22 protein-coding genes and 1 pseudogene are annotated in these 26140 nt (G+C 65.8%); 12 read left to right on the top strand and 11 right to left on the bottom strand.

Annotated features, from left to right (window positions below):
- The first annotated feature begins 13 nt into the window (after window positions 1-13).
- The 5 genes from DM872_RS15710 to DM872_RS15690 are packed head-to-tail and all read left to right on the top strand — an operon-like array spanning window position 14 to window position 5181.
- Complete coding sequence (locus DM872_RS15710; RefSeq protein WP_373273715.1) at window positions 14-1549, top strand: efflux transporter outer membrane subunit; 1536 nt, start codon at window positions 14-16, stop codon at window positions 1547-1549.
- Entirely contained in the window at window positions 1546-2676 is a 1131-nt protein-coding gene (locus tag DM872_RS15705) for an HlyD family secretion protein (protein ID WP_179060357.1), read from the top strand. Before DM872_RS15710 ends, DM872_RS15705 begins: the two co-directional genes overlap by 4 nt.
- Complete coding sequence (locus DM872_RS15700) at window positions 2666-3697, top strand: DUF2955 domain-containing protein (RefSeq protein WP_179060356.1); 1032 nt, start codon at window positions 2666-2668, stop codon at window positions 3695-3697. The genes DM872_RS15705 and DM872_RS15700 overlap by 11 nt, the downstream gene beginning before the upstream one ends.
- A 12-nt stretch (window positions 3698-3709) precedes the next feature.
- Entirely contained in the window at window positions 3710-4159 is a 450-nt protein-coding gene (locus DM872_RS15695) for a potassium channel family protein (RefSeq protein ID WP_179060355.1), read from the top strand.
- A gap of 38 nt (window positions 4160-4197) precedes the next feature.
- Entirely contained in the window at window positions 4198-5181 is a 984-nt protein-coding gene (locus DM872_RS15690) for a cysteine synthase A (protein ID WP_179060354.1), read from the top strand.
- Between the two features lie 175 nt (window positions 5182-5356).
- Here DM872_RS15690 and DM872_RS30720 read toward each other — a convergent pair whose 3' ends face one another.
- The 11 genes and pseudogenes from DM872_RS30720 to DM872_RS15640 all read right to left on the bottom strand — a co-directional run bounded on the left by DM872_RS30720 (window position 5357) and on the right by DM872_RS15640 (window position 17564).
- Window positions 5357-6163, bottom strand: coding sequence for a cache domain-containing protein (locus tag DM872_RS30720; RefSeq protein ID WP_373273722.1), 807 nt, complete (start codon window positions 6161-6163; stop codon window positions 5357-5359).
- A gap of 18 nt (window positions 6164-6181) precedes the next feature.
- Window positions 6182-6502: pseudogene (locus DM872_RS30935) on the bottom strand (methyl-accepting chemotaxis protein); the annotation flags it as partial.
- Window positions 6503-6591: 89 nt separating this feature from the next.
- Complete coding sequence (locus tag DM872_RS15680) at window positions 6592-8454, bottom strand: NAD(P)/FAD-dependent oxidoreductase (RefSeq protein WP_179060352.1); 1863 nt, start codon at window positions 8452-8454, stop codon at window positions 6592-6594.
- 89 nt (window positions 8455-8543) lie between these two features.
- Window positions 8544-9020 (bottom strand): ester cyclase, encoded by a 477-nt coding sequence (locus tag DM872_RS15675; RefSeq protein WP_077526795.1) that lies wholly within the window; start codon window positions 9018-9020, stop codon window positions 8544-8546.
- 177 nt (window positions 9021-9197) lie between these two features.
- Window positions 9198-10622, bottom strand: a complete 1425-nt coding sequence (locus DM872_RS15670) for a gamma-aminobutyraldehyde dehydrogenase (protein ID WP_179060351.1) — start codon at window positions 10620-10622, stop codon at window positions 9198-9200.
- 171 nt (window positions 10623-10793) lie between these two features.
- Window positions 10794-11600 carry an ABC transporter permease gene (locus DM872_RS15665; protein ID WP_179060350.1) on the bottom strand — a complete coding sequence of 269 codons (807 nt, stop codon included), beginning with the start codon at window positions 11598-11600 and terminating at the stop codon, window positions 10794-10796.
- A complete protein-coding gene (locus DM872_RS15660) occupies window positions 11590-12540 on the bottom strand; it encodes an ABC transporter permease (protein ID WP_179060349.1) in 951 nt (316 codons plus the stop codon). The genes DM872_RS15665 and DM872_RS15660 overlap by 11 nt, the downstream gene beginning before the upstream one ends.
- A 1-nt stretch (window position 12541) precedes the next feature.
- A complete protein-coding gene (locus DM872_RS15655) occupies window positions 12542-13567 on the bottom strand; it encodes an ABC transporter ATP-binding protein (RefSeq protein WP_179060348.1) in 1026 nt (341 codons plus the stop codon).
- A 261-nt stretch (window positions 13568-13828) separates the two neighbouring features.
- The gene (gene ydcS / locus DM872_RS15650) at window positions 13829-14980 is read right to left on the bottom strand and encodes a putative ABC transporter substrate-binding protein YdcS (RefSeq protein WP_179060347.1); all 1152 of its coding nucleotides are present in this window, start codon (window positions 14978-14980) and stop codon (window positions 13829-13831) included.
- 63 nt (window positions 14981-15043) lie between these two features.
- Window positions 15044-16549, bottom strand: coding sequence for a gamma-aminobutyraldehyde dehydrogenase (locus DM872_RS15645; RefSeq protein ID WP_179060346.1), 1506 nt, complete (start codon window positions 16547-16549; stop codon window positions 15044-15046).
- Between the two features lie 103 nt (window positions 16550-16652).
- On the bottom strand, window positions 16653-17564 hold the full coding sequence (locus tag DM872_RS15640; RefSeq protein WP_179060345.1) for a LysR family transcriptional regulator: 912 nt from the start codon (window positions 17562-17564) through the stop codon (window positions 16653-16655).
- Between the two features lie 204 nt (window positions 17565-17768).
- Between DM872_RS15640 and DM872_RS15635 the strand changes: the two genes are divergently transcribed.
- The 7 genes from DM872_RS15635 (at window position 17769) to DM872_RS15605 (ending at window position 26122) form a co-directional block, all read left to right on the top strand.
- A complete protein-coding gene (locus DM872_RS15635) occupies window positions 17769-18467 on the top strand; it encodes a tellurite resistance TerB family protein (RefSeq protein ID WP_179060344.1) in 699 nt (232 codons plus the stop codon).
- 286 nt (window positions 18468-18753) lie between these two features.
- A complete protein-coding gene (locus tag DM872_RS15630) occupies window positions 18754-20382 on the top strand; it encodes a methyl-accepting chemotaxis protein (RefSeq protein WP_179060343.1) in 1629 nt (542 codons plus the stop codon).
- A gap of 9 nt (window positions 20383-20391) precedes the next feature.
- A complete protein-coding gene (locus tag DM872_RS15625; RefSeq protein WP_179060342.1) occupies window positions 20392-20898 on the top strand; it encodes a chemotaxis protein CheW in 507 nt (168 codons plus the stop codon).
- The gene (locus DM872_RS15620) at window positions 20895-22151 is read left to right on the top strand and encodes a CheR family methyltransferase (protein ID WP_179060341.1); all 1257 of its coding nucleotides are present in this window, start codon (window positions 20895-20897) and stop codon (window positions 22149-22151) included. The genes DM872_RS15625 and DM872_RS15620 overlap by 4 nt, the downstream gene beginning before the upstream one ends.
- Window positions 22141-22827, top strand: a complete 687-nt coding sequence (locus DM872_RS15615) for a chemotaxis protein CheW (protein ID WP_179060340.1) — start codon at window positions 22141-22143, stop codon at window positions 22825-22827. The genes DM872_RS15620 and DM872_RS15615 overlap by 11 nt, the downstream gene beginning before the upstream one ends.
- Window positions 22824-25121 (top strand): hybrid sensor histidine kinase/response regulator, encoded by a 2298-nt coding sequence (locus tag DM872_RS15610; RefSeq protein ID WP_179060339.1) that lies wholly within the window; start codon window positions 22824-22826, stop codon window positions 25119-25121. The genes DM872_RS15615 and DM872_RS15610 overlap by 4 nt, the downstream gene beginning before the upstream one ends.
- Window positions 25118-26122 (top strand): chemotaxis response regulator protein-glutamate methylesterase, encoded by a 1005-nt coding sequence (locus DM872_RS15605; protein ID WP_179060338.1) that lies wholly within the window; start codon window positions 25118-25120, stop codon window positions 26120-26122. Before DM872_RS15610 ends, DM872_RS15605 begins: the two co-directional genes overlap by 4 nt.
- The last annotated feature ends 18 nt before the right edge of the window (window positions 26123-26140 follow it).

The raw sequence follows: 26140 nt of genomic DNA, 5'->3' as shown, positions 1-26140 counted from the left end.
CCGTTCCATGCACATGGCCGGCAGAACCACCTGGTTGTTCCTCTTCGGAGCCCTCGGCCTCAGTGGGTGCGTGCGGCTGGGGCCGGATTTCCAGACGCCACGCGAACCCTGGATCGACCAATGGAACAGTCCGGCCATCGAGCAGGCGAGCCTCGATCGCCCGCAGCCAGACTTGCGCCAATGGTGGCAGGTGTTCGACGACCCGGCCCTCGATGCCCTGATCGCCGAAGCCGACGCCTACAACCCAAGCCTGGAGATTGCCGGCCTGCGGGTCATGGAGGCGCGCGCGCAGCTCGGTATCGCCCTGAGCGGCCGGTATCCGCAAGTGCAGCAGGTCAGCGCCGATGCCCTGTACCTGGACCGCAACCAATCGGGTGGCCGAAATCCGCAGGACAGCCATTCCTGGCAATACGGCGCCGGCTTCGACGCGGCCTGGGAGCTGGATTTCTGGGGACGGTTCAGTCGCGCCATCGAGTCCGCGGACGCCGCCTACTTCGCCGCCTATGCCAACTACGAAGACGTGCTGGTGCTGTTGCGCGCCCAGGTGGCGGATACCTACTTCTCCCTGCGCACTTTCGAGGCCCGCCTGCGCATCGCCCGTGACAACGCCGAACGCCAGCGGCGCAGCTTCGAGATCACCGAGCGGCGCTTCCGCAGCGGCGACAGCGACGAACTCGACTTCCAGCAAGCCAAGACCCAGTACCTCGGCACCCTGGCCACTATCCCGGACCTGGAAAGCCAGGTTCTGCGCACGCGCAACGCCCTGGCCGTGCTGGTGGGCCGGCCGCCGGGACCCCTGCCGGAACTGCGCGAGCGTGAAGGCCTGATTCCATTGCTGGATCGCGCGGTGCTGCAGGATGTCCCCGCCAACCTGCTGTTGCGTCGGCCGGATGTGCGTGCCGCGGAACTCGCGGTCGCCGCCCAGTCGGCACTCATCGGCGTCGCCGAGGCGGACCTCTATCCCTCCATCACCCTGCTGGGGAGCATCGGCTGGAGCGCGTCGACCCTGGACGGCGCATCCGACAGCCTGGACCTGGTGGCAGGACCGAGCCTGGTGTGGAACGTGTTCGACCATGGGCGGATCAAGAACGACGTGCGCGTCCAGGATGCGCGCCTGCAACAGCTGATCGAGGCCTACCGTGACGGCGTGCGCCAGGCCGCGCGGGAGGCTGACGACGCCGCCACCGGCTTGATCAAGTCGCTCGAAAGCGAACACATCCGGCGCGAGGCTGCCGAGTCGGCGGAGCGCTCGCTGACCCTGGCACTGGCGCAGTACCGCGAAGGCTTCGCGGATTTCCAGCGGGTGCTGGATGCCCAGCGGGAGCTGTTCCAGCAGCAGGACAACTACCTGGTCAGCCGCAGTAATGCGGTGGCCAACCTGATCGGCCTGTACAAGGCCCTGGGCGGGGGCTGGCAGCGCTCGGGACCGTTGATTGACGACGGCACGCGTCAGCAGATGCAACAACGTACCGATTGGGGCGATCTGCTGGACGAGCCTGACGCACCGTCTGACGCACAGCTGCCAATCGAACAAGGTGAACGACCATGACCGACACGCCCCAGGCCAAACCGGAACCACCGGCCCAGCCCGTTCCCGCAAAAGCGGCGGACGGCGCGACGAAGGGGACCCGCTGGGTCGCCCTGGTGATCATCCTGACGCTGGTCTGGTACCTGCTGGCCGATCGCTTCACGCCCTATACCCAGCAGGCGCGGTTGCAGGCTTTCGTGGTGCCGGTGGCGGCTGAAGTGGCGGGGCGGGTCACCAAGGTGCACGTTCGCAACAATAAAGACGTCCAGGTGGGCGAAGTGCTGTTCGAGGTGGACCCGACGAATTACCGGATTGCCGTCGACCGCGCCCGTGCTGATCTGGAAACCGTACGCCGGCAGGTGGGAGCGAGTACCGCCGCCATTGACTCGGCCCTCGCATCCCAGCGGGCTGCCGAAGCCAACGAACTGAAGGCGCGGCAGGACAGCGAACGCCTTGAACGCCTCTACCGCCAGGACCCGGGCACCCTCTCCGTGCGCCGCCTGGAAGGCGCGCGGGCCTCCCGCGAGCAGGCCATCAGCCAGGTGGCGGCAGCGAAGGCCGAAGTGCAGCGTGCGCGTGAGCAGCAGGGCGGCAGCGAAGAGGAGAATGCGCAGTTGCGCAGTGCCGCCACCGCCCTGGAAAAAGCCGAACTGGACCTGGCCAACACCCAGGTTAGAGCCCGCTCGGCCGGTTTGATCACCGACTTGCGCACCGACGTCGGGCAGTACGTGGGGGCGGGTAGCCCGGTGATGACCCTGATCGCCATCCACGACCTGTGGATAAGCGCTGACTTCACTGAAAACAACCTGGGCCACGTCCAGCCCGGCGCACCGGTGGCGATCGTGTTGGATGCCCTGCCGGGGCGGGTCTTCGAGGGACGGGTGCGCAGCGTCGGCTATGGCGTCAGCGTCGGTCAGGCGCCGGCCCCCGGCAGCTTGCCGTCGGTGGAGAACAGCCGCGACTGGCTGCGGCCTGCCCAGCGCTTCCCGGTCATCGTCGAACTCCTGCCGGGCGAACTCGACGAACTGCGCGGCCTGCGGGTCGGCGGCCAGGCCGAGGTGATGGCCTTTCCCCGCGAGGGCAACCTCCTCAATCCACTGGGTCGGCTGTTCATTCGCATGATGAGCTGGCTGTCCTATGCCTACTGAGCACGACCCCCGCAGCCAGCGCGCCCTGCGCCTGGCCAGTGGGACGGCGCTGGGCCTGGCGATCAGCTTCGGCCTGGCCCTGCCGATACCGTTCCTGACGCCCATCTTCGTCATGGTCCTTTTGACCGCCGGCAATCGTCCCTTGCCGCTGAAGGCCGGACCGGGACTGGCGCTGGTGATCATGCTCAGCACCGCCACGGGCCTGCTGCTGATCCCGCTGTTGCGCCATGCGCCGGCGAGCGGGGTGTTGCTGGTCGCGCTCTGCCTGTACCTGTGCTTTCGCTACGGATTGCGCGGTGGAAACCCGCTGGTGGCGCAATTCCTGGTGATCGGCCTGACCATGATCAGCGCCGCCGGAACGGCCGAATTCGCGTTGGCCCTGACGGTGATCCAGGCGTTGGGCAAGGGCGTGCTGCTCGCTGTGCTGGTGGTTTCGTTCAGCCACATGATTTTTCCCGAACCCGTTGCGCCGCCAGCGCCCCCCGCGCGTCCCTTGCTGGAGGAGGCGGAGGCCGCCTGGGTGGCGGTGCGTGCGGCGCTGGTGGTGCTGCCGGCCTTCCTCCTGGCGCTGATCGACCCGGCCAGCTACATGCCGCTGATCATGAAGTCGGTCAGTCTCGGCCAGCAGGTGTGCGGTACCAGTGCTCGCACTGCCGGTCGTGAACTGCTGGGTTCGACCCTGCTTGGCGGCGTGCTCTCCATGCTGTTCTGGAGCGCACTGAGCCTCTTTCCGCACCTCTGGATGTTCTTCCTCTGGATGCTGCTGTTCGGCCTGTTGCTGGCCCGCAAGCTCTATCGCCTCAGCCCCACGGCGCAGACGCCGGGCTTCTGGGTCAACACCCTGATCACGCTGATCATCCTGCTGGGCCAGTCGGTGCAGGACAGCGCAGCGGGCAAGGATGTCTACACCGCCTTCGCCATACGCATGGGGCTGTTCATCGCCGTCACCCTGTATGCCTGCGCTGCGGTCTACCTGATCGACCGGCGCCGTTTTCGCCGGCAACGGCGCTCCACGCCCTGACGAGGTCGTTTCATGTTGCTCAATCTGCTGGTCGGAATTCCCGTGATGATGCTCTGCCTCGCGCTGCAGGCGTACTTCGTTGCGGTCTGCCTGAGGTATTTCGTGCGCTACAGGATGCGTTGGCAGGGGAATGATTCGCCCGCGCGCAATGCGGCCTTTCTGGCCGTGGTGATGCTCTTGATGCTGCTGGGCAACTTCGCCCAGATGGCCATCTGGGCAGCGCTGTTCCACCTACTCGGCGAGTTCGATGACTTCGCCACCGCGCTCTACCACTCGGGGGTGAACTTCGCGACCCTCGGCTATGGCGATATGGTCATGACACCGGCCTGGCGCCTGCTGGGGCCGCTGGAGGCCGCCAACGGCATCCTCATGTTCGGGGTGTCCACCGCAGTCATGACGGCGTCGGTCTCGGAGCTCATCAAGCACCACATGGCACGGGTCCGGAAGCACGCCGAGGACTAGACTGTATCTGTCCGTCTGCCTTCGCCTGGAGGTGCAGCATGGCAATCCGCGAAGGTTTCATCGGCAGCGTCGGCAACACGCCGTTGCTGCGCCTCGAAAGCCTGAGCAACGAGACCGGTTGCGACATTCTCGCCAAGGCCGAATTCCTCAACCCCGGTGGGTCGGTAAAGGACCGCGCCGCCCGCTTCATCATCGAAGATGCCGAGTGCCAGGGCCTGCTGTACCCCGGCGGCACGGTGGTGGAGGGCACCGCCGGTAACACCGGCATCGGCCTGGCGCATATCTGCGCGGCGCGGGGCTATCGCTGCATCATCGTGATCCCCGACAACCAGTCCCCGGAAAAACTCGACTTGCTGCGTACGCTCGGCGCCGAAGTGCGCCCGGTGCCGCCCAAGCCCTACAAGGACCCGGATAACTACCAGAAGATCGCGGGCCGCCTGGCGGCTGAACTGCCGGGCGCCATCTGGGCCAACCAGTTCGACAACACCGCCAATCGCCAGGCCCACTTCGAAACCACCGGCCCGGAAATCTGGGCCGATACCGACGGCCGGCTGGATGCCTTCGTCTGCGCCACCGGCACCGGTGGCACCCTGGCGGGCGTGGCGCGATTCCTCAAGGCGCGAGACCTGAACATCCACATCGTCCTCGCCGATCCCATGGGCAGCGCGCTGTACAACTGGGTGAAGCACGGCGAACTGGTGGCCGAGGGCAGCTCCATCACCGAAGGCATCGGCACCACCCGCATCACCGCCAACCTTGAAGGCACGCCCATAGACGATGCAGTGCAAGTGGACGACCCGGCCTGTGTGGCGATGGTCTATCACTTGCTGCGGGAGGAAGGATTGTTCGTTGGCGGCTCTTCCGGCATCAACCTCGCCGCCGCCGTGCAGGTGGCCCGCGAGTTGGGGCCGGGGCATCGCGTGGTGACGTTGCTTTGTGATCGCGGTGGGCTCTATGCGGGAAGATTGTTCAATCCGACATGGCTGGCGGAAAAGAGCTTGGCGGGAGTGGCGGGGATATAGGCCGCTTTGCAGGCCTGGAACATTTCCCCCTCACCCCAACCCTCGCCCTCCGGGAGAGGGTTGGGGTGAGGGCTGTGTCAGGTCGGCTCGATGCAATTCCATTTCGCGAATGAATTCGCTCCTACAGGGCAGGGCGGTGCTCTGCTTGGCGAATGAATTCGAACCTACAGAAGAATTAGCCAGCCTGCTGAGGATCGAACTGCAGCAGCAGCGACCAGGGCGCGTTGCAGTTGCCGACGAAGATCGGATGCAGCAGGCAGATGGCGTTGCCCGCGCCCTTGAATTGCAACGACTTGCCTTCACGAATGGCGCTGCGTGCATCACCGGGCAGTTCGTTAGCCGGGGTGCCCAGTCGTTTTCCGTCCGGGTGGGTCACGTAGTGGGCAGCGTTGGACAGCAGCGCGTAGTGGCCGTTGCCAAACGGCTTCAGCTGACTCAGGCGCTCCTGAAGCTGCTGCAGGCTGTAGTCGGCGCCGAGGATGCCGAGGAAGCGACCTCCGGCCAGCATCGGGGTCATGAAGGAGGTCATCAATACCGTGCTACCGGCCACCGTGTAATCGTAGGGCTCCATGAACAGGTCGCGGCCCTTGCGCCTTGGCAGTTCGTACCAGTCGCCGTCATAGCCCACCAGGCACTCGCGCTGGATGGCGCCGGCGCCCCGGTTCCAGTAGGCCATGATGCGGCCGGTATGGTCGTAGCCTGGTTGGTTGGCGAATTCGGCGTCGCGGCCATCCAGGGCGTTGGGTTCGCTGGCGCAGGCGAAGGCCAGCAGGCCGGGGTTCTGCAGGAGGAATTGCTGCATCACGGCATCGATCTGTTCGCGCTGCGGGCCGAGGCCCTGGGCATGCAGGCCGAGGATGAAGTGCTTGAGGCCATAGAGCGCCGTCGCCATCACCGCGAACTGGCTCTGCAACTGCTGCGCCTCGCGGGCCAGCAGGACTTCGGCCGTCTCTGCCCTGGAGGCACTTTCCGCGCGCTGCACCTGCTCCAGGGCCTTCTCACTTTCCTGGCGGATGGTGGCGACCACGCTGCCGATGTCGGCGGTGGCATTGGCCGACTGGGTGGCCAGGCGCCGCACCTCGTCCGCGACCACGGCGAAACCGCGTCCGAGCTCGCCGGCACGTGCGGCCTCGATGGCTGCGTTGAGGGCTACCAGGTTGGTGTTCCTGGCGATCTGGCGGATCACGTCGGAAACCTTGCTGATCTCGTTCCAGCGGTTGTTCAGGCCGTCGATCAGCAGTTTGACCTGGTCGAGGGTGGAGTTGCCCTGGGCGCCGTCTTCCGGCGTGGGCGCCTGGGTCTGTCGGGGACTGCTCTGCATGGTGGGTTACCGAAACGGGTTGGGGCAGGAAGGCGCCGCAAGCGGCGGCGCGAAACCGTGGCCCGGCGGACCGGGCCACGGAATGTCGGTCAGGCGAGCTCGCCCACCGCGCGGTGGGCTTCGTCTATGGCCGCGTGGGCATAGGCGCTCCAGGCGGAGTCGGAGTTGGCGATGGTCACGTTGCCCACCGGTTTGCGCGCCAGGAGCATGGTCTTTTCGCTCGCCTCCTCGTCGTCGAACAGCGAGTTGGCGAAGTAGGCGTAGCCGTGGGACCAACGGTTGACGGTGATGGCGAGGATGTCCTTCTGGTGATCGAAACCGCCTGGACCGAGCATGCGCTGGAGTTGGTCGCGCAGTTGCGCTTCAAGCTGCTCGAAGGTCGTCGCGTAGAGTTTGGCGCGACCGGTGCGGGCCTGGGTGCGGGCATCCATGCCGGCGTTCGGCGAGGTGGGTACGTAGACCATGTGCAGGCCGATGGGCTGTTTCGGATCGCGCGGGTGCTGGTAGCCGCCGAGGTCCACCGGGTAGTCCAGCTTGATCCGACTGTAGGGCTGGGTTGTGGCGTAGATCTCGTGTACGCCGAGCTTCTGGAAGCTCTCCCAGTTGCGGATCACCACCTTGGTGTACACCAGCGGGAACTTCACGTTCTGGGCGAGGGCATTGGCCTGTTCGGGCGAGAGGTCGCGCAGCAGGTACGGAATCATCATGTTGTAGCAGGCCAGTACGCAGTGCTTGCTGCGCACTTTCGCCAGTTGGCCGCCACGGCTGTAGCCGACGTCGACGCCGCCCTCGCGGTTCTTCACGCTCACCGCCGTGCTGTTCAGGCGCAGGCGCACCGGGCTGCCGGCGATGTCCAGCTGGCTGTAGTCGAACTGCGCCAGGACGATGTCTTCCATGCCCTTGCCGGGCGCCACGGCCGGGATCAGGTCACGCACCAGCAGGCGGGCTACCGAGGCGTTGCCGTCGGGGAAGTGGTAGATGTACGGCTCTTCCATTTCCGCCTTGGCTTCTTCGCCAATGGGCGGCAGTTGCATCGCCGCGAAGCCGGGGAAGCCGACGTAGTAGGCGTCGTAGGCCGCCACGGCGTCGATGCTGAGGGCGGAGAAGTCGTTGGTGCGGCTCTGGAAGTACTTCACCGCGGTCTCGGACAGGCCCACGTCCTTGAGCAGGAAATCGCGGTAGCTGGTCTTGGCCAGGTGGGCTTCCTTCTCGTCGCTGGTTTTTCCGGCGAGGTAGTCGCGGGGTGCTTCGTGGAGGTCGATCAGTGCCTGGCGGTCAGCTTCGGGTAGCGGGAAATCACTGATGAAGGTGCGCCAGGAGCGGGCATTGCGTTTTTCCGGGGCGATGTCGTCAGCTACCACTGGCGATGGGTCGCCGCTCACCAGCTTGTCCACGCCGAAGTTCTCCTTGTCGAAGAACACCCCGCGGGACAGGCCGAGGTTGGGGTAGAAGTCGCGGTCGAAGGCCGTCTCGAAGCGTTTGATGTCGACGCCGAGCTTCTTCAGCAGGCCGTTCACTGTGTCGCTAAAGAGGTGGCTGGGCGACTGGAAGGATTCGCTGCCGCCATAACCGAGGATCATGCGGCCACCGGCCTCGAACTCGTTGCGCTTGGCGTGGCCGCCGAAATCGTCGTGGTTCTCGATGATGAGGATGCGTGCGTTCGGTTGCTTCTCGCGATAGAACCAGGCTGCGGCCAGGCCGCTGATGCCGCCTCCGACCACCACCAGGTCGTACTCCTCGGCCACCGGCAGGCCGTCGGTGTCGAACTTCTTCTTCTCCCAGCCCATCTGGTGCGCCACCTCGAAGGCGCCGGGGTGGCTGCCGCGCAGGCCAGTGAGGGCCGGTGGGTAGTAGCGGCCGGACGGGGCGGCACGCAGCAGCTGCATGGGCGTCAGCCCGGCGGCAATAGTGAGGGCGACACCGTTGAGGAAATCACGGCGGGTGACGGTCATGGCGAATCCTTGCAAGGCAGTTGTTATCGATCGAGGAGCGGGGACGAGCAGGGGAGGGCCGGCGCCCATGGCGGGCGCCGGCGAAAGGCTTACCAGCCGAGTTGCTTGTTGAAACCGAGGGCGTCGTAGTAGTCGCCCTGGTAGGTGATCTTGCCGTTCTTGACGCGGATGAAGCTCACGCCTTCGAACTTCAGCGGCTTGTTGGTGGCCGGGGTTTCGGCGCTCCAGGCGCCGCTGTTGGTACCGGCGAATTCCCACTGGAAGGCGATGCCATCGGCACTGATGATGGGCTCGCTGGTCATCTTCCAAGTGAGGTTGGGCACCGCACCGACGAACACCTTGATGACATTGTCGCGGGCTGCTGCACGACCTTCCTGAGGCGTGCCGACCGTGGCGTCGAAGTACACCGCGTCTTCGGCCAGGAAGCTGGCGGCCTTGTCGACGTCGTGGGCGTTCCAGGCGGCCATGTAGCCATCGACTATGGCCTTGGCATCGTCAGCCGCCTGGGCCATCCCGGCCATGGCGCAAAACAGGATGAAGCTGAAATTACGCAAGGTATTACGCATTGCTCGTTCTCCTGGTGGTTTTCGCGGGTACTGCCTGTGGAGCATTTTTGCTTGGCTTTTCTGTGGGGGCGATTTCAATCGCTAAGGGCGGCGTAGCCGCCCCCTGGAAATTCGAAGGGCAGGCCTGCGACCTGCATAGCGACTGAAGTCGCCCCCACAGGAGGAGCGAACAGCTGGTTAGTGCTTGAACATCACATGGCGAATGGTGGTGTAGTCCTCCAGCCCGTACATGGACATGTCCTTGCCGTAGCCGGAGTGCTTGACGCCGCCGTGGGGCATTTCGCTGACCAGCATGAAATGAGTGTTGACCCAGGTGCAGCCGTACTGCAGGCGTGCAGACAGGCGGTGGGCGCGGCCGACGTCGGCGGTCCAGAGGGAGGAGGCCAGGCCGTAGTCGGAATCGTTGGCCCACGCCAGCACCTGTTCCTCGTCGTCGAACGCGGTGACCGACACCACGGGGCCGAACACTTCGCGGCGGACGATCTCGTCGTCCTGGCGGGCGCCGGCGAGCACGGTGGGCTGGAAGAAGAAGCCCGGGCCGTCGACGCGCTTGCCGCCGGTGACCACCTGGATGTGCGGCACGGTGGCGGCGCGCTGGACGAAACCTTCGACGCGCTCGAGGTGCTGCTCGGTGATCAGCGGGCCGAGTTCGGTGTCCGGGTCGTCCTGCAGGCCGGTCTTGATGCTGCCGACGGCCTCGCCGAGCTTGGCCACGAACTTCTCGTAGATGCCTTTCTGCGCATAGATGCGGCAGGCGGCGGTGCAGTCCTGGCCGGCGTTGTAGAAGCCGAAGGTGCGGATGCCTTCGACGGCGGCGTCGATGTCGGCGTCGTCGAAGATGATCACCGGGGCCTTGCCGCCCAGTTCCATGTGCATGCGTTTCACGCTGTCGGCGGTGCCGGCGATGATCCGGCTGCCGGTGGCGACTGAGCCGGTGAGGGAAACCATGCGCACTTTCGGGTGGGTGGTCAGCGGTTCGCCGACGCTCGGGCCACGGCCGAAGACCAGATTCACCACGCCAGCGGGGAAGATCTCGGCGATGAATTCGGCGAGCTTGAGGGCGGTCAGCGGAGTCTGCTCGGAGGGCTTCAGCACCACGGTGTTGCCAGCGGCCAGCGCCGGGCCGAGTTTCCAGGCAGCCATCATCAGCGGGTAGTTCCACGGTGCGATGGAGGCGACCACGCCGACCGGGTCGCGGCGGATCATCGAGGTGTGGCCGGGCAGGTACTCGCCGGCGGCGGAACCGCTCATGCAGCGACTGGCGCCAGCGAAGAAGCGGAACACGTCGGCAATGGCCGGCAGTTCGTCATTCAGTGCGGCGGAGAAGGGCTTGCCGCAGTTCTGCGACTCCAGGCGGGCGAGTTCCTCGGCGTGGGCGTCGATGGTGTCGGCGAGCTTGAGCAACAGGGTGGAGCGGTCCTTCGGTGAAGTCTGCGACCAGGCCGGGAAGGCGGCATCGGCGGCCCGCACGGCGGCGTCGACCTGGGCCGGGCTGGCCTCGGCGATTTCCACCAGGGCGGTACCGAGGGACGGGTTGAGCACGGCGAGGCTGGGACCTTCACCGGCGATGAGCTGGCCGTTGATCAGGAGTTTGGTTTGCATGGGGTCTTCCTCGCGTTTGTTCCCTCTCCCTTCAGGGAGAGGGCTAGGGAGAGGGTTACTGGGTTCGGGTACACGACGGTGCTTGGACTGAATTTTGTTGCCCTCACCCCCGGCCCCTCTCCCAGAGGGAGAGGGGAGCAAAGCGAGGGAGAGGATGCAGGCCTGGAACTCTTACTTCCCGCTACCCGCCACGCTCTCGCCACCCTTGGTCAGGTAGTAGGCGGCGAGGATGGGCAGCATGGTCACCAGCATCACCAGCATGGCGACCACGTTGGTCACAGGGACGTCGCGCGGGCGGCTGAGCTGGTTGAGCAGCCAGATTGGCAGGGTGCGTTCGTGGCCAGCGGTGAAGGTGGTGACGATGATCTCGTCGAACGACAGCGCGAAGGCCAGCATGCCGCCTGCCAGCAGGGCCGAGCCCAGGTTCGGCAGGATGATGTGGCGGAAGGTCTGCCAGCCGTCGGCGCCCAGGTCCATCGAGGCTTCGATGAGGCTGTGGGAGGTGCGGCGGAAGCGCGCGATCACGTTGTTGTGGACGATCACCACGCAGAAGGTGGCGTGGCCGATGACGATGGTCAGCAGGCCGGGCTCGATGCCCAATTCCTTGAACGCCGAGAGCAGGGCGATGCCGGTGATGATGCCGGGCAGGGCGATCGGCAGGATCAGCATCAGCGAGATGCCTTCCTTGCCGAAGAAGCTGCGGCGGTAGAGCGCGGCCGCAGCCAGGGTGCCGAGCACCATGGCGATCAGCGTGGCGACGACCGCGACCTGCAGCGACAGCTTGATCGCTTCCACCACGTCGGCGCGGCCGAAGGCGACGCTGAACCAGTGCAGGGTGAAGCCCTGCGGCGGGAAGCTGAAGGCGGCGTCTTCCGTGTTGAAGGCGTACATGAAGATGATCAGGATCGGGATGTGCAGGAATGCCAGCCCGCCCCAGGCGGCCGCTTTCAGACCCCAGGACGCTTTTTCAGAGTGCATCGAAGGCCCCCAGACGTTTGACGATGGACAGGTAAACGGCGATCAGCACGATCGGCACCAGGGTGAAGGCAGCGGCCATGGGCATGTTGCCGATGGCGCCCTGCTGGGCGTAGACCATGCTGCCGATGAAGTAGCCGGGCGGGCCTACCAGTTGCGGCACGATGAAGTCGCCCAGGGTCAGGCTGAAGGTGAAGATCGAGCCGGCGGCGATACCTGGGATGGACAGCGGCAGGATCACCTGCATGAAGGTCTGGCGCGGGTGTGCACCGAGGTCGGCCGAGGCTTGCAGCAGCGACGGCGGCAGGCGCTCCAGGGACGCCTGGATCGGCAGGATCATGAACGGCAGCCAGATGTACACGAACACCAGGAAACGCCCGAGGTGCGAAGTTGACAGGGTGCTGCCGCCGACGCCGGGTACGCCCAGCAGCAGCTCCAGCACGGGCTGCAGGTGCAGTGCCTGGACGAACCACATCACCACGCCGCCCTTGGCCAGCAGCAGGGTCCAGGCGTAGGCCTTGACGATGTAGCTGGCCCACATGGGCATCATCACCGCGATGTAGAAGAACGCCTTGGTCTTGCCCGTGGTGTAGCGCGCCATGTAGTAGGCGATGGGGAAGGCCAGGGCGGCGCTGGCAATGGACACGGCGACGGCCATGCTCAGCGTGCGCACGATGATGTCGAAGTTGGCGGCCTGGAACAGCGCGCCGAAGTTCACCAGGGTCAGGTCCGTCGACACCGACATGGTGAAGTCGTCAAAGGTGTAGAAACCCTGCCAGAGCAGCGTCAGCAGCGAGCCCAGGTAGATGGCGCCGAACCACAGCAGCGGCGGCACCAGCAGCAGCGAGAGGTACAGGGTCGGCCGGCGATAGAGCAGGCCCGAGAACCTGCGCATCAGGCCATTGGCGGCGCGTGGCCGCTCGGCGTTGAGGGTCAGTTCCATGTCACGCGCCCTCGGTCAGCTGGACCATGGCATCGCGCGCCCAGCGGGCGGTGACCACCTGGCCCTGCTGGTGCAGCGGCGCGGCGTCCTGCCACTGGCTGTTGGGCAGGCTGATGCAGAGGTTCTGGCCGTTATCCAGGCGGATTTCGTAGCGGGTGGCGGCGCCCTGGTACTGGATGTCGTGAAGCAGGCCGCTGATTTCCACATCGCTGCCGTTGCGCTCGCCATGGGCGAAGCGGATGTGCTCGGGGCGAATGGAGAACGGCTGCTCGACACCAGTGAGCTGACGCGCGACGTCGCCGCGCAGCACGTTGGAGGTACCGACGAACTCGGCGACGAAGGGCGTGGCCGGTTTCATGTAGAGGTTGCGCGGGGTGTCCACCTGCTCGATGCGGCCCTTGTTGAATACGGCCACGCGGTCGGACATGGACAGCGCCTCACCCTGGTCGTGGGTGACGAAGATGAAAGTGATGCCGAGCTGGCGCTGCAGCTTCTTCAGCTCGCTCTGCATTTGCTCGCGCAGCTTGAGGTCCAGCGCGCCGAGGGGTTCGTCCAGCAGCAGCACACGCGGGCGGTTGACCAGGGCGCGGGCCAGGGCCACGCGCTGGCGCTGGCCGCCGGAAAGCTGCGCCGGCTTGCGGTCGCCGTAGCCGGCCAGGGCAACCATACCGAGAGCTTCCTCGGCGCGGGCCAGGCGCTCGGCCTTCGCCACACCCTTCACCTTGAGGCCGTAGGCGACGTTCTCGCGCACGTTCATGTGGGGGAACAGGGCGTAGTCCTGGAACACGGTGTTCACGTCGCGCTCGTAGGGGGGCAGGCCGGCGGCTTCTTCACCGTGGATGCGGATAGAACCCGAGGTGGGCTGCTCGAAGCCGGCGATCAGGCGCAGGCAGGTGGTCTTGCCCGAGCCGGATGGGCCGAGCATGGAGAAGAACTCGCCGTCCTTGATATCGATGGATACCCGGTCGACGGCCTTGACCTCGCCGAACTGGCGGGAAACCTGGGTGAACTGGACAGCAAGTGTCATGGTGTGGTGCTCCGGTGACGCGAAAAAAGACATGACTTGGGCGGGGCCTCGCGGTGGAGACCCTGCGGGAATTTCAGGTGGCTCGGAGTAGCTCCCTCTCCCTCTGGGAGAGGGCTGGGGTGAGGGGAGCGTCAGCCGCTCGGTGTTTCAGATAATTGGTTCACAAGAGGTGAGGGAAATACCGAGGTGACCCAGGCCGCCCTCACCCCCGGCCCCCCCCCAGAGGGAGAGGGGTGACTTCTGCTGGGAGATCGGTGCGAATTACCTTCCGCCCATGATCGCGATGTAGTCCTGGGTCCAGCGGCTATAGGGGACGAACTTGCCGCCCTCGGCCTGCGGGGTTTTCCAGAAGGCGATCTTGTCGAACTGATCGAAACCGTTGGTGGTGCAGCCTTCGGCGCCGAGCAGGGCGCTGGCCTTGCAGCCTTCCGGGGCGGCGGGCAGGGAACCGAACCAGGCAGCGACGTCGCCCTGGACCTTGGGTTCCAGCGACCAGTTCATCCACTTGTAGGCGCAGCTCGGGTGCTTGGCTTCCACGTGCAGCATGGTGGTGTCGGCCCAGCCGGTGACCCCTTCTTTCGGGAACACGGTAGCAACCGGCTGACCTTCGGCTTTCAGGGTGTTGGCCATGTAGCCCCAGGTGCTGGAGGCGGCCACGCCTTCGTTCTTGAAGTCGCTCATCTGCACGGTCGCGTCGTGCCAGTAACGGTGCACCAGACCATGTTGCTTGCGCAGCAGGTCGAGCGCGGCGGTGTACTGCTCTTCGGTCAGTTGGTACGGGTCCTGGATGCCCAGTTCCGGCTTGGCGGACTTCAGGTAGAGGGCGGCGTCGGCGATGTAGATCGGGCCGTCATAGGCTTGTACGCGACCCTTGTTGGCCTTGCCGTCGGCCAGTTGCTGCGGCTCGAACACCGCGCTCCAGCTGTCCGGTGCCTTGGCGAAGGCCTTGGTGTTGTACATCAGCAGATTCGGGCCCCACTGGTAGGGGGTGCCGTAGGACTTGCCGTCGACGGTGAACCAGGGAGCGTCCTTCAGGCGTGGATCGAGGTTCTTCAGGTTGGGGATCAGGTCCGGGTTGATCGGCTGTACGCGCTTGCCGTAGATCAGACGCAGGGAGGCGTCGCCGGAAGCGGTGACCAGGTCATAGCCGCCCTTGGCCATCAGGCTGACCATTTCGTCGGAGGTGGCGGCGGTCTTCACGTTGACCTTGCAACCGCTGTCTTTCTCGAACTGGGTGACCCAGTCATAGTTCTTGTCCGACTCGCCGCGCTCGATGTAGCCGGGCCAGGCGATGATGTCGAGCTGGCCTTCACCGGCGCCGACTTGTTTCAGGGCTTCGGCGGCCTGCAGGCTGCCGCTGGCGAGGATGGCGGTAGCCACTGCGCTGAGCAGGGCGGTTTTGCGCACGGACATGTTGTTCCCTCTTTTTCGTTATTGGTCGGGGCAGATGAAGCGGGTTGGTGCGTTCTTGTTCTCTTAAAAGTCAGTGCCGTGGCGGGCCATTATGTGGCGCACCACGCTGTAGTCCTGCAGCGAATCGCTGGACAGGTCCTTGCCATAGCCGGAGCGCTTGAGCCCGCCATGGGGCATTTCGCTGGCCAGCATGAAATGGGTGTTGATCCAGGTGCAGCCGTATTGCAGCCGCGCCGCCACCTGCATGGCCTTGTCCAGGTTCTGGGTCCAGACGGAGGACGCCAGGCCGTATTCGGAGTCGTTGGCCCAATCCACGGCCTGGGCCAGGTCGTCGAAGCGGGTGACGGTGACCACCGGGCCGAAGACTTCGCGCTGGACGATCTCGTCCTGCTGCTTGCAGCCGGCCAGCAGGGTGGGCTGGTAGTAGAAGCCCGCACCGGAATGCACGGCGGCGCCAGTGACGCGCTCGATGTGGGGCTGACCGAGGGCGCGCTCGACGAAGCTGGCCACGCGGTCGCGTTGGCGGGAGCTGATCAGCGGGCCGATTTCGTTGTCCTGGTCGCGCTTGCGGGCGAAGCGCAGGCTGGCCACGGCCTCGCCCAATTCGCTCACCAGGCGATCGTGAATACCGGCCTGGGCGTAGATGCGGCAGGCGGCGGTGCAGTCCTGACCGGCGTTGTAGTAGCCGTGGGTGCGCACGCCCTGGACCACGGCTTCGATATCGGCGTCGTTGCAAACGATCACTGGCGCCTTGCCACCCAGTTCGAGGTGGGTGCGTTTCAAGGTGCGCGCGGCGCTCTGGAGAATCTTCTGGCCGGTGACGATGTCGCCAGTCAGCGACACCATGCGCACGCGTGGGTGGCCCACCAGTTGGCTGCCGACGCTGTCACCGCCGCCGCAGATAACGTTGATCACCCCCGGTGGGAGGATTTCCGCCAGCGCCGGCACGAGGGCCAGGATGGACAACGGTGTGTGTTCGGACGGCTTGAAGATCAGGGTATTGCCGGCAGCCAGCGCCGGGGCGATCTTCCAGGCCGCCATCATCAGCGGGTAGTTCCAGGGGGCGATGGACGCCACAACGCCCACCGGGTCGCGGCGCACCAGGCTGGTGTGGCCAGGAACGTACTCACCGGCGAGCTGGCCCTGCTGGCAGCGCACGGCGCCGGCGAAGAAACGGAATACGTCGGCGGTGGCGGGGATGTCGTCCTGGCGCGCCAAGTGCAGCGGCTTGCCGCAGTTCAGGGCCTCCAGGCGGGAAAGCTGATCGGCGCGTTTCTCGATGGCGTCGGCAATGGCCAGCAGGGCGGTGGCGCGTTGCGCAGGCGTGGTACGCGACCAGCTGGTGAAAGCGCGATGGGCGGCGGCGACGGCGGTTTCCACCTGCTCGATGGAGGCTTCGGCGATGGTCACCAGGGTTTCGCCGCTGGCGGGGTTGATGATCGGCTCGGCCAACCCTTCGCCGATGACGAGCTGGCCGTCGATCAGCAGTTCGGTGTGCAGGGTCGGGGTGCTGGCGGCGCCGGTCATCTTGCTGGCTCTTTTCTTCTCGGACTGTTGTTCTGTGGTCATCCCGTGCTCCTTGGGGAGCCCGGCATGCCTCTGCTTATGGGGAGGAGAGACTAGAGGCCGGGCTGGAGGTCGACAAATTCTAAATATTGAAAGCAGCGTTCGATTAAATCGAAAGCCTGCGGTTATTCGGCTGTTCCCGCGCCACGGTGATGAACGGGTCCACCAGGGCGGGGCGTGCGGTGCCCCGTCGCCAGGCGAGACCCACATCCAGCGGCGCGCCCAGGTCCACCAAGGGGCGGGCCTCGATGATGTCGCCTTCCAGTGACCAGGGGCGGTACGTCATGTCCGGCTGGATCGACAGGCCGAGGCCCGCCGCCACCAGGCTTCGCACCGCTTCCACCGAGGCGGTGCGCAGGGTGACCTGGGGCGTCAGCCCGGCGCGGGACCAGATGCGCTGGGTGTGCAGGCCCATCTCGTCCGCGTTGAGCTGGATCAGCGGCTCACCGGCCACATCCGCCAGGGCGATGCTGTCGCGTTCCAGCAGTGGGTGCTGGGCTGGGAGCCAGAGGCGGTGCGGCGAGTGGGTCAGTACTTCGGTCTGCAGGGCGTGGCGGTCTTCCAGGTTGGAGAGGATCAGCACGCCCACATCGATCTCGCCGCTGACCAGAAGGTGCTCGATGTACGGGCGCTCGTCCTCCACCACGCGGGTCTTCACGTTGGGGTAAGCGCGTTGGAAGCGGGTGATCAGGTCGGCCAGGTAGTAGCCGGCCACCAGGCTGGTCACGCCGATGGTGAGGCTGCCGGCGACCTGGTCGGTACTCTGCTGCAGGCTGCGCTTGGCGTTCTCCACCGTCGCCAGGATCAGGTGCGCCTGGCGCAGGAACTGGTGGCCCTGGTGGGTCAGCGACATGCCCTTGGCGTGACGGTTGAACAGGTTGACGCCGATTTCCTCCTCCAACTGCTGAATGGCCAGGGTCAGGGTGGATTGGGAGATGAACACCGCCTGGGCGGCAGCGGAGATGGAGCCGGTCTCGGCGACGGCGATGAAATGGCGGATCTGGCGGAGGGTCATCATGGGCGTGGTTCGCGTCTGGATGGCGGCCGAAGAATAGGTTTATCGAAATCTGAACGAGCGATTCGCTTTTTTAGATGGTTACGTCGATTTCCGCCACCCTGCGGGCCCGCAGCAATATCTCGAAGCACTCTGTGAACTGCCGTGCGGAATCCCTCCGGCTAGAGTCGGTCGATCTGTGAACTCGGAATGACTCGGAGGTTTTCCATGATTACCCGCGGACTGCTCGACCAACTGCTCAAATCCGGCCAGGACCTCCTGCAGCAGAAAGCCAACGGCAAATCCGGCGGTTTCTCCGGTGGGAAGTCCAGCTCCGGCGATCTCGGCAGCCTGCTCAAAGGCGCGGGTGGAGGTGCGCTTGCGGCAGGCGCCCTGGGCCTTCTGCTCGGCAACAAGAGCGCCCGCAAGCTGGGCGGCAAGGCGCTGACCTATGGCGGCCTGGCCGCGCTCGGCGTGCTGGCCTACAAGGCCTACGGCAATTGGCAGGCGCAACAGGCCGGCGCGCCGCAAGGCGAACCCCAGACCCTCGATCGCCTGCCCGCGCCCCAGGCCGAACTGCACAGCCAGGCCATCCTCAAGGCGCTGGTGGCGGCGGCCAAGGCCGATGGCCATGTGGATGCCCGCGAGCGCCAGTTGATAGAGGAAGAGCTGGCCAAGCTCACCCAGGATGCCGACCTGCGCCGCTGGCTGGACGCCGAACTGAACAAACCGCTCGACCCGGCAGACGTTGCCCGTGCTGCCTCGACCCCGGAAATGGCCGCCGAGATGTACCTCGCCAGCGTGCTGATGGTGGACGAAGAGCACTTCATGGAACGTGCCTACCTGGAAGAGCTGGCACGCCAGCTGCGCCTCGATCCGGGGCTCAAGGTCGAACTGGAACGCCAGGTGCGGCAGGAGCTGGCCTGACCGGCCGCCAATACGTTCCTCTGTAGGAGCGAGCTTGCTCGCGAAAGATCGTGCTCTGGGCTGTTCGCGAGCAAGCTCGCTCCTACTTTTCTGAGTTCCCCACGCGTACACCCCTCCTGCAAATCGGCAACTTTCTGCCAAACTCCCCAGATGCCGCGAACCGGCAGCTTTCTGGCGACGTAATTGCGCCCATTCCTTGCGCTTGCTAGCGGGTGGCCTTGCCACTAGAGTCGCCGCCATTGGCCGCAGGCCAGCAAGAATCCGGGCATTGGTAACGGGGAAGAATGTGAAGAACTGGACTGTTCGCTTGCGTATCCAGGCAAGTTTCGCGGTGATCATCGCCATCATGCTGTTGATGGCCACCATGTCCTACCTGCAGTTGAGGAACATCGAGCACGAAGGTGACCGCGTGCTGGCCGATTCCGTGCCGGGCATGTTCGTGATCAGCAAGCTGCGCAGCAGCTGGACTGACAACATGCTGCGCACCCAGGCGTTGCTGGGTGGCACAGACGATAGTGACATACAGGTCTATCCCGGCGATGAGAAGGCGCTGAAAGACAGCACCGACCAGCTCGATGCCTTCCTCAAGTCGTACGAAGAGACCATCTCCAAGACCGATGACCTGGACAGCTATCGGCAATTCCTCGGCATCCACAAGACCTATCGCGAGCACCAGGCGCAAATACTGGAGCTGGTGCACGCCGGCAGCCTGGAACAGGCTCGCCGGACCTTCCGCGAGGGACTGGTCGTGCAGTGGAACGGCGGACGCCAGCTGCTCAACGAGATGATCGATTTCAACAAGGGGACTGCCGAGAGCTCCGTCGGAGAGATCGTCAACTCGGTGCGCAACGCCGAGCGCAGCATGCTCCTCGCCATGGTGCTGGCGGTAGCCGCCGCGGCCGTTTGCGGCCTGTTGCTGATGCGTGCGATCACCCGTCCGGTGGGCGGCATCGTCGATACCTTGCGGGTCATGGGTGGCGGCGACCTGTCCACGCGCCTGGACCTCAAGCGCCAGGACGAGTTCAACGCCATCGAGACCGGCTTCAACAGCATGGCCGAAGAGCTCAAGACCCTGGTGTCCCAGGCCCAGCGCTCTGCAGTCCAGGTGACTACCTCGGTCACCGAGATCGCCGCCACATCCAAGCAGCAACAGGCCACCGCCACCGAGACCGCTGCCACCACCACCGAGATCGGCGCCACCTCGCGGGAAATCGCCGCGACCTCCCGCGACCTGGTGCGGACCATGAACGAGGTGTCCGGCACGGCCGAGCAGACCTCCATCCTCGCGGGCTCCGGCCAGCTTGGCCTGGCGCGCATGGAAGACACCATGCACCAGGTGATGGGCGCCGCCGAGCTGGTGAGTGCCAAGCTGGCGATCCTCAACGAGAAGGCCGGCAACATCAACCAGGTGGTCACCACCATCGTCAAGGTGGCCGACCAGACCAACCTGCTGTCCCTGAACGCTGCCATCGAGGCGGAAAAAGCGGGCGAGTACGGCCGCGGTTTCGCCGTGGTCGCCACCGAGGTGCGCCGCCTGGCCGACCAGACCGCTGTGGCCACCTACGACATCGAGCAGATGGTGCGCGAGATCCAGTCGGCGGTCTCCGCCGGGGTCATGGGCATGGACAAGTTCTCCGAGGAAGTCCGTCGCGGCATCGCCGAAGTGGGGCAGGTGGGCGAGCAGTTGTCGCAGATCATCCAGCAGGTGCAGGCGCTGGCGCCGCGCGTGCAGATGGTCAACGAGGGCATGCAGGCCCAGGCCACTGGCGCCGAGCAGATCAACCAGGCCCTGGTGCAACTGGGCGAGGCCACCGGGCAGACGGTGGAATCCCTGCGCCAGGCCAGCTCCGCCATCGACGAACTGAACCTGGTGGCCAACGGCCTGCGAACCGGCGTCAGCCGCTTCAAGGTCTGAGTCGGCGCCATGTGCCCGAGTCGTACCCGCGCGCCGGCCCGCACCGTCAGGGGCCGGCTCTACCTGCAATTCCGCATGGGCGGCGACCGCTATGCGCTGGATGTCCATGAAGTGGTGGAAGTCCTGCCCCTGCGCCAACTGAAGCAGGTGCCTGAGACGCCGGGCTGGGTGGCCGGAGTGTTCTCCCATCGCGGCGTGCTGGTGCCGGTGCTGGACCTGGGCGTGCTCGCCTTCGGCCAACCCGCGCAGGTGCGCACCAGTACCCGGCTGGTGCTGGTGAATTATCCTCTGCAAGGGCGGACACGCTGGCTCGGGCTGATCCTCGAACAGGCTACCGACACCCTGCGCTGCAGTCCGGACGAGTTCCGCGACTACGGCCTGGAGCAGGGTGGGGCGCGTTACCTCGGGCCCGTCTACCAAGGCGCCGATGGCCTGGTGCAGCGCATCCGCGTTGCCGACCTGCTGCCGGATGAGGTGCGCGCGTTGCTGTTCCCGGCCACGGAGGGCGCGGCATGATCGAGCGCTTCGAGGCCCTGTTGAAGAGCCGCATCGGCTTGGAGGCGGAGTCCGTCGGCCGGGTGGTGATCGAGCGTGCCCTGCGCCAGCGCATGAACGCCTGCGGCAGCCACGATGAAGAAGCCTATTGGGCCACCCTCAACGCTTCGCCGGCTGAACAGCAGGCGCTGGTGGAAGCGGTGGTGGTGCCCGAAACCTGGTTCTTCCGTTATCCCGAATCCTTTGCTGCTCTTGGCCGCCTAGCCTTCGAACGCCTGCCAAACCTGGTGGGTGGGCGGCCCTTGCGTATCCTCAGCCTGCCCTGTTCCACCGGGGAAGAGCCGTTCTCCATCGTCATGGCACTGCTGGATGCCGGCCTGGCGCCGGGGCTGTTCCAGGTGGATGCAGTGGATATCAGCGAACGGGTACTGGAACGGGCGCGTCAGGGACTTTACGGGCGCAACTCGTTCCGCGGCGATGACCTGGGCTTTCGCGACCGTTACTTCATTCCTTCCGGCGAAAGCCATGCCCTGGCCCAGCAGGTGGCATCCAAGGTGCGCTTCCTGCGTGGCAACCTGCTGGACCCCGGCCTGCTCGCCGGTGAGCCGCCCTACGACTTCGTCTTCTGCCGCAATCTGCTGATCTATTTCGACCGAACCACCCAGACCGCCGTGCTGGAGGTGCTCAAGCGCCACATGCAGAAGGATGGCGCCATGTTCATTGGCCCGGCCGAAGCCAGTCTGCTCAGTCAGCAGGGCATGCAGCCGCTGGGTTATCCACAGGCCTTCGTGTTCCGTAATGCGCCACCGCAGATCGCCACCAAACCGGCCAAGGTACGCATCCCGGCACCCGCTCCCGTCGCCGCCGCGCCATTGCCCAGCCGAGCGCCGGCCAGGCCGCGCGCGCCGCTGCCAAAGGCCGAGGTGCCCAAGGCCAAAGCCAAGGCCGATGGCGCGGGACCTGAAGCTGCCCTGGCGACTATCGCCAGCCTCGCCAACAGCGGCCGAACCGGAGAAGCCCGCGCCGCTTGCGAAGCATTCCTGTCCGCCCACGGCCCGTCGGCGGACGCCTTCTACTGGCTTGGCCTGCTCAGCGATGTGGCAGGCAAGGCCGATGAAGCCCAGGACCATTACCGCAAGGCGCTCTACCTGGAACCCCAGCATGCCGAGGCATTGGCGCATCTCGCAGCGTTGCTCGCCGCCCGGGGCGACCGCGCCGGCGCAGAACGCCTGCTGCAGCGCGCCAGTCGTGGAGTGAACAGCCATGGCCGATAACCATCTGCCCTTGATCGCCAGCGACCAGTTGCCCGCCGTGGACGACTGCTGGAATCGCATTGGCGTGCATGGCGACAAGTCCTGCGAACGCCTGGAAGCCCATGTGCACTGCCGCAACTGCGAGGTGCATGCGGCCGCCGCCACCCTGTTGCTCGACCGCTACGCGCTGGTTCGCGAGGACATCGCCGCCGCGCCGTTGGAAGAGGAGGAAGATGGTCGCGAGCGTCGTTCAACCCTGGTATTCCGCCTGGGCGAGCAGTGGCTCGGCCTGGCGACACGCAGCCTGGTGGAGGTGGCTTCGATCAACCCCATCCATTCCCTGCCGCACCAGCGTTCCCTGGCCCTGCTGGGAGTGACCAACGTGCGTGGAGCACTGGTGGCCTGCCTGTCGTTGAGCGAATTGCTGGGGCTGGAAAAAGGCGGGCAAGTGAACGGTGAGCGGCGTGTCGTGCCGCGCATGCTGATTCTCGCCAGCCAGGGTGGACCGCTGGTGGCGCCGGTGGACGAAGTGGACGGCATCCATGGCATTCCCGTGGATTCGGTGATCGACCCGGGCCGTACCCCGGACCTGGCGGCCCGCCAGTTCGCTTCGGGGGTGGTGCAGTGGCGTGGTCGCAGCATCACGCTGCTGGACGAAAGCCTGCTGTTGCAGGCCATGGCAAGGAGCCTGGCATGACCCCGGATCAGATGCGCGACGCATCCCTGCTGGAGCTGTTCCGCCTGGAAGCGGATGCCCAGACCCAGGTGCTCAACGCCGGCTTGCTGGTGCTGGAACGCAATCCGAACCAGGCCGACCAGCTGGAAGCCTGCATGCGTGCTGCCCACTCGCTGAAAGGGGCGGCGCGTATCGTCGGGCTGGATGCCGGGGTGCGGGTCGCCCATGTGATGGAAGACCTGCTGGAGGCTGCGCGCCAGGGGCACGTGCGCCTGCAGCCGGACAATATCGATGCGTTGCTGCAAGGGTCCGATCTGCTGGTGCGCATTGGCAGTGATGCCGACTGGGCGGAGAACGAGGGGCGCGATGTGATCGCTGCGCTGATCGCCCGTCTTCAGGGGCGGGTCGCCGAGCCTGCGCCAGCGACGGGAGGGCTTATCGAGCCGGTCATCCCCGCGCCGGTCATTTCTGCACCTGTCATTCCCGCCGCGACGTCGCCATTGCCGACACCGGAACCTGCCCGTGAAGTGGAAGTGCAGGTCCCTGCGGATAGCGGTGCCGAGGCCCGTGACCGGGTGCTGCGCGTCAGTGCCGAACGTCTAGATCACCTGCTGGATATCTCCAGCAAGTCGCTGGTGGAATTCCAGCGCATAAAGCCCCTGAACGATGCCTTGCACCGTCTCAAACGCCTTCAGGCCAGCGCCAGTCGCGCCCTCGACGTGGCGCGCGAATCGGTGCTGGACGGCACCCTGGACCCGCAAGCCCAGGCGATGCTTGGCGAGGCCCGGCAACTGCTCGGCGAGTGCCAGCAGATGCTGTCCGGCTACATGGCCGATTTCGATGAATTCGGTTGGCAGGGCGGCCAGCGTGCCCAGTTGCTCTATGACGCCGCCCTGGCGTCGCGCATGCGTCCGTTCGCCGACGTGTTGGCTGGCCAGGCGCGCATGGTCCGCGACCTCGGCCGCTCGCTGGGCAAACCGGTGCGGCTGGAAGTAAGCGGCGAGACCACCCAGGTCGACCGCGATGTGCTGGAGCGACTGGAGGCACCGCTCACGCACCTGCTGCGCAATGCCGTCGACCACGGTATCGAGAGCCCCGCGGTGCGCCTGCGGCTGGGCAAGCCGGGGGAGGGCGTGATCCGCCTGCATGCCCGCCATCACGCCGGGATGCTCCTGCTGGAGCTGGCCGACGATGGTGCTGGGGTGGATCTGGAGCGCCTGCGCGACGCCGTGGTTGCGCGTGGGTTCGCCAATCTCGAAACCGCCACGAGGATGACCGAGGACGAGCTCCTGGCCTTCCTCTTCCTGCCTGGCTTCAGCATGCGCGAGCAGGTCACCGAGGTGTCCGGACGCGGTGTTGGCCTGGACGCGGTGCAGCACATGGTGCGCCAACTGCGTGGCGGCGTGCGCATGGAGCAGCGCAGCGGACAAGGCGCGACCTTCCATATCGAAGTCCCCCTGACCCTGTCGGTGGTGCGCAGCCTGGTGGTGGAGGTGGGCGGCGAGGCCTACGCCTTCCCCCTGGCCCATATCGAACGCATGACCCGATTGCAGCACGAGGACATCGTCCAGCTCGAAGGGCGTCAACACTTCTGGTACGAAGGCCGGCACGTGGGGCTGGTTTCGGCCAGCCAGATCCTTCAGTGCGCAGAGGGCAAGCGCGACGAGGCCGGCATCCCGGTGGTGCTGATCAATGAGCGCGACACCTGCTACGGCGTTGCCGTGGAGCGGTTCATCGGCGAGCGCACCCTGGTGGTGATGCCGCTGGACCCGCGCCTGGGCAAGGTCCAGGACCTGTCCGCCGGGGCGTTGCTGGATGATGGCCGGCCCGTGCTGATCCTCGATGTCGAAGATCTGCTGAAATCCGTCGGCAAGTTGCTCGGCAGCGGTCGCCTGGAAAAGGTCGATCGCGGTGGCCGCCAGGGCGCCGGTGCCCAGCGCAAGCGCGTCCTGGTGGTGGACGACTCGCTGACGGTGCGCGAGCTGGAGCGCAAGCTGCTGGCCGGTCGCGGTTACGAGGTGGCGGTGGCGGTGGATGGCATGGACGGCTGGAACGCGCTGCGTTCGGAGCACTTCGACCTGCTCATCACCGATATCGACATGCCGCGCATGGACGGCATCGAACTGGTCACCCTGGTGCGTCGTGACAGCCGTCTGCAGTCGTTGCCGGTGATGGTGGTTTCCTACAAGGATCGTGAAGAGGATCGTCGACGCGGCCTGGATGCTGGGGCCGACTATTATCTGGCGAAGGCCAGTTTCCACGACGAAGCGTTGCTGGATGCCGTGGTCATGCTGATCGGGGAGGCCCAAGGGTGAGGATAGGGATAGTCAACGATATGCCCCTGGCGGTTGAAGCGCTGCGTCGGGCCCTTGCCCTGGAGCCGGCGCACCAGATCGCCTGGATCGCCGGCAATGGCGCGGAAGCGGTGGAGTGCTGCGGTCGGGATGTGCCGGATGTGGTGCTGATGGACCTGCTGATGCCGGTGATGGACGGGGTCGAGGCGACCCGCCAGATCATGGCGCGCAGCCCCTGCGCCATCCTCATCGTGACCGTGGATATCGAACAGAACGTGCACCGGGTGTTCGAGGCGATGGGCCATGGCGCCCTGGATGCGGTGAATACCCCCGCGCTCGGTAGCGGTCAGGCCCAGGAGGCCGCGCTGCTGTTGCGCAAGATCCAGAACATCGGCTGGCTCGTGGGCCAGCGCGACAATCGCGCCCGCGGCGCAGCCGAACCGAGCGCCCGGCGCAGCGGCGGCCAGCGCCTGGTCGCCATCGGCGCGTCGGCGGGTGGTCCGGCGTCCCTAGCGCAACTGCTCAGGCAGTTGCCGGCGAACTTTTCGGCGGCCGTGGTGCTGGTCCAGCACGTGGACGAAGTCTTCGCCGCGGGCATGGCCGACTGGCTGGCCAGCGAATCCCGCTTGCCGGTTCGACTGGCACGGGAAGGCGAGCCGCCACAGCCGGGGACCATCCTTCTGGCCGGCACCAACAACCACCTGCGATTGCTGAAAAATGGCACGTTGGCCTATACCGCCGAGCCCACCAGCTTCGTATATCGTCCTTCCATCGATGTCTTCTTCGACAGCCTGGTGGAGCACTGGAAGGGCGAAGCCGTTGGCGTGCTGCTGACCGGCATGGGCCGGGACGGCGCCGAGGGCTTGAAGCGCATGCGCGGCCGCGGCTTCCTGACCATTGCCCAGGACCAGGCCAGCTGCGCGGTCTATGGCATGCCCAAGGCCGCCGCCGCCATTGGCGCTGCGGTGGAAATCCTCGCCCTGGAGCGCATCGCGCCCCGGTTGGCCGAGGTATTCGGATAATTTCTACCTGAGGCCTGC

The sequence above is a fragment of the Pseudomonas taiwanensis genome (assembly GCF_013393345.1).
GTDB lineage: Bacteria > Pseudomonadota > Gammaproteobacteria > Pseudomonadales > Pseudomonadaceae > Metapseudomonas > Metapseudomonas resinovorans_C.
The sequence above is the reverse complement of the archived record's forward strand: the minus strand, read 5'-3'. Positions and strand labels throughout refer to the sequence as shown.

Coding starts and splice junctions, on each gene's coding strand:
- DM872_RS15690 (WP_179060354.1), top strand. CDS start 4,198: ATGGCAATCCGCGAAGGTTTCATCGGCAGCGTCGGCAACACGCCGTTG.
- DM872_RS15665 (WP_179060350.1), bottom strand. CDS start 11,600: ATGCACTCTGAAAAAGCGTCCTGGGGTCTGAAAGCGGCCGCCTGGGGC.
- DM872_RS15640 (WP_179060345.1), bottom strand. CDS start 17,564: ATGATGACCCTCCGCCAGATCCGCCATTTCATCGCCGTCGCCGAGACC.
- DM872_RS15700 (WP_179060356.1), top strand. CDS start 2,666: ATGCCTACTGAGCACGACCCCCGCAGCCAGCGCGCCCTGCGCCTGGCC.
- ydcS (WP_179060347.1), bottom strand. CDS start 14,980: ATGTCCGTGCGCAAAACCGCCCTGCTCAGCGCAGTGGCTACCGCCATC.
- DM872_RS15655 (WP_179060348.1), bottom strand. CDS start 13,567: ATGACACTTGCTGTCCAGTTCACCCAGGTTTCCCGCCAGTTCGGCGAG.
- DM872_RS15620 (WP_179060341.1), top strand. CDS start 20,895: ATGATCGAGCGCTTCGAGGCCCTGTTGAAGAGCCGCATCGGCTTGGAG.
- DM872_RS15710 (WP_373273715.1), top strand. CDS start 14: ATGGCCGGCAGAACCACCTGGTTGTTCCTCTTCGGAGCCCTCGGCCTC.
- DM872_RS15680 (WP_179060352.1), bottom strand. CDS start 8,454: ATGACCGTCACCCGCCGTGATTTCCTCAACGGTGTCGCCCTCACTATT.
- DM872_RS15635 (WP_179060344.1), top strand. CDS start 17,769: ATGATTACCCGCGGACTGCTCGACCAACTGCTCAAATCCGGCCAGGAC.
- DM872_RS15660 (WP_179060349.1), bottom strand. CDS start 12,540: ATGGAACTGACCCTCAACGCCGAGCGGCCACGCGCCGCCAATGGCCTG.
- DM872_RS15705 (WP_179060357.1), top strand. CDS start 1,546: ATGACCGACACGCCCCAGGCCAAACCGGAACCACCGGCCCAGCCCGTT.
- DM872_RS15625 (WP_179060342.1), top strand. CDS start 20,392: ATGTGCCCGAGTCGTACCCGCGCGCCGGCCCGCACCGTCAGGGGCCGG.
- DM872_RS15695 (WP_179060355.1), top strand. CDS start 3,710: ATGTTGCTCAATCTGCTGGTCGGAATTCCCGTGATGATGCTCTGCCTC.
- DM872_RS15675 (WP_077526795.1), bottom strand. CDS start 9,020: ATGCGTAATACCTTGCGTAATTTCAGCTTCATCCTGTTTTGCGCCATG.
- DM872_RS15610 (WP_179060339.1), top strand. CDS start 22,824: ATGACCCCGGATCAGATGCGCGACGCATCCCTGCTGGAGCTGTTCCGC.
- DM872_RS15615 (WP_179060340.1), top strand. CDS start 22,141: ATGGCCGATAACCATCTGCCCTTGATCGCCAGCGACCAGTTGCCCGCC.
- DM872_RS15645 (WP_179060346.1), bottom strand. CDS start 16,549: ATGACCACAGAACAACAGTCCGAGAAGAAAAGAGCCAGCAAGATGACC.
- DM872_RS15670 (WP_179060351.1), bottom strand. CDS start 10,622: ATGCAAACCAAACTCCTGATCAACGGCCAGCTCATCGCCGGTGAAGGT.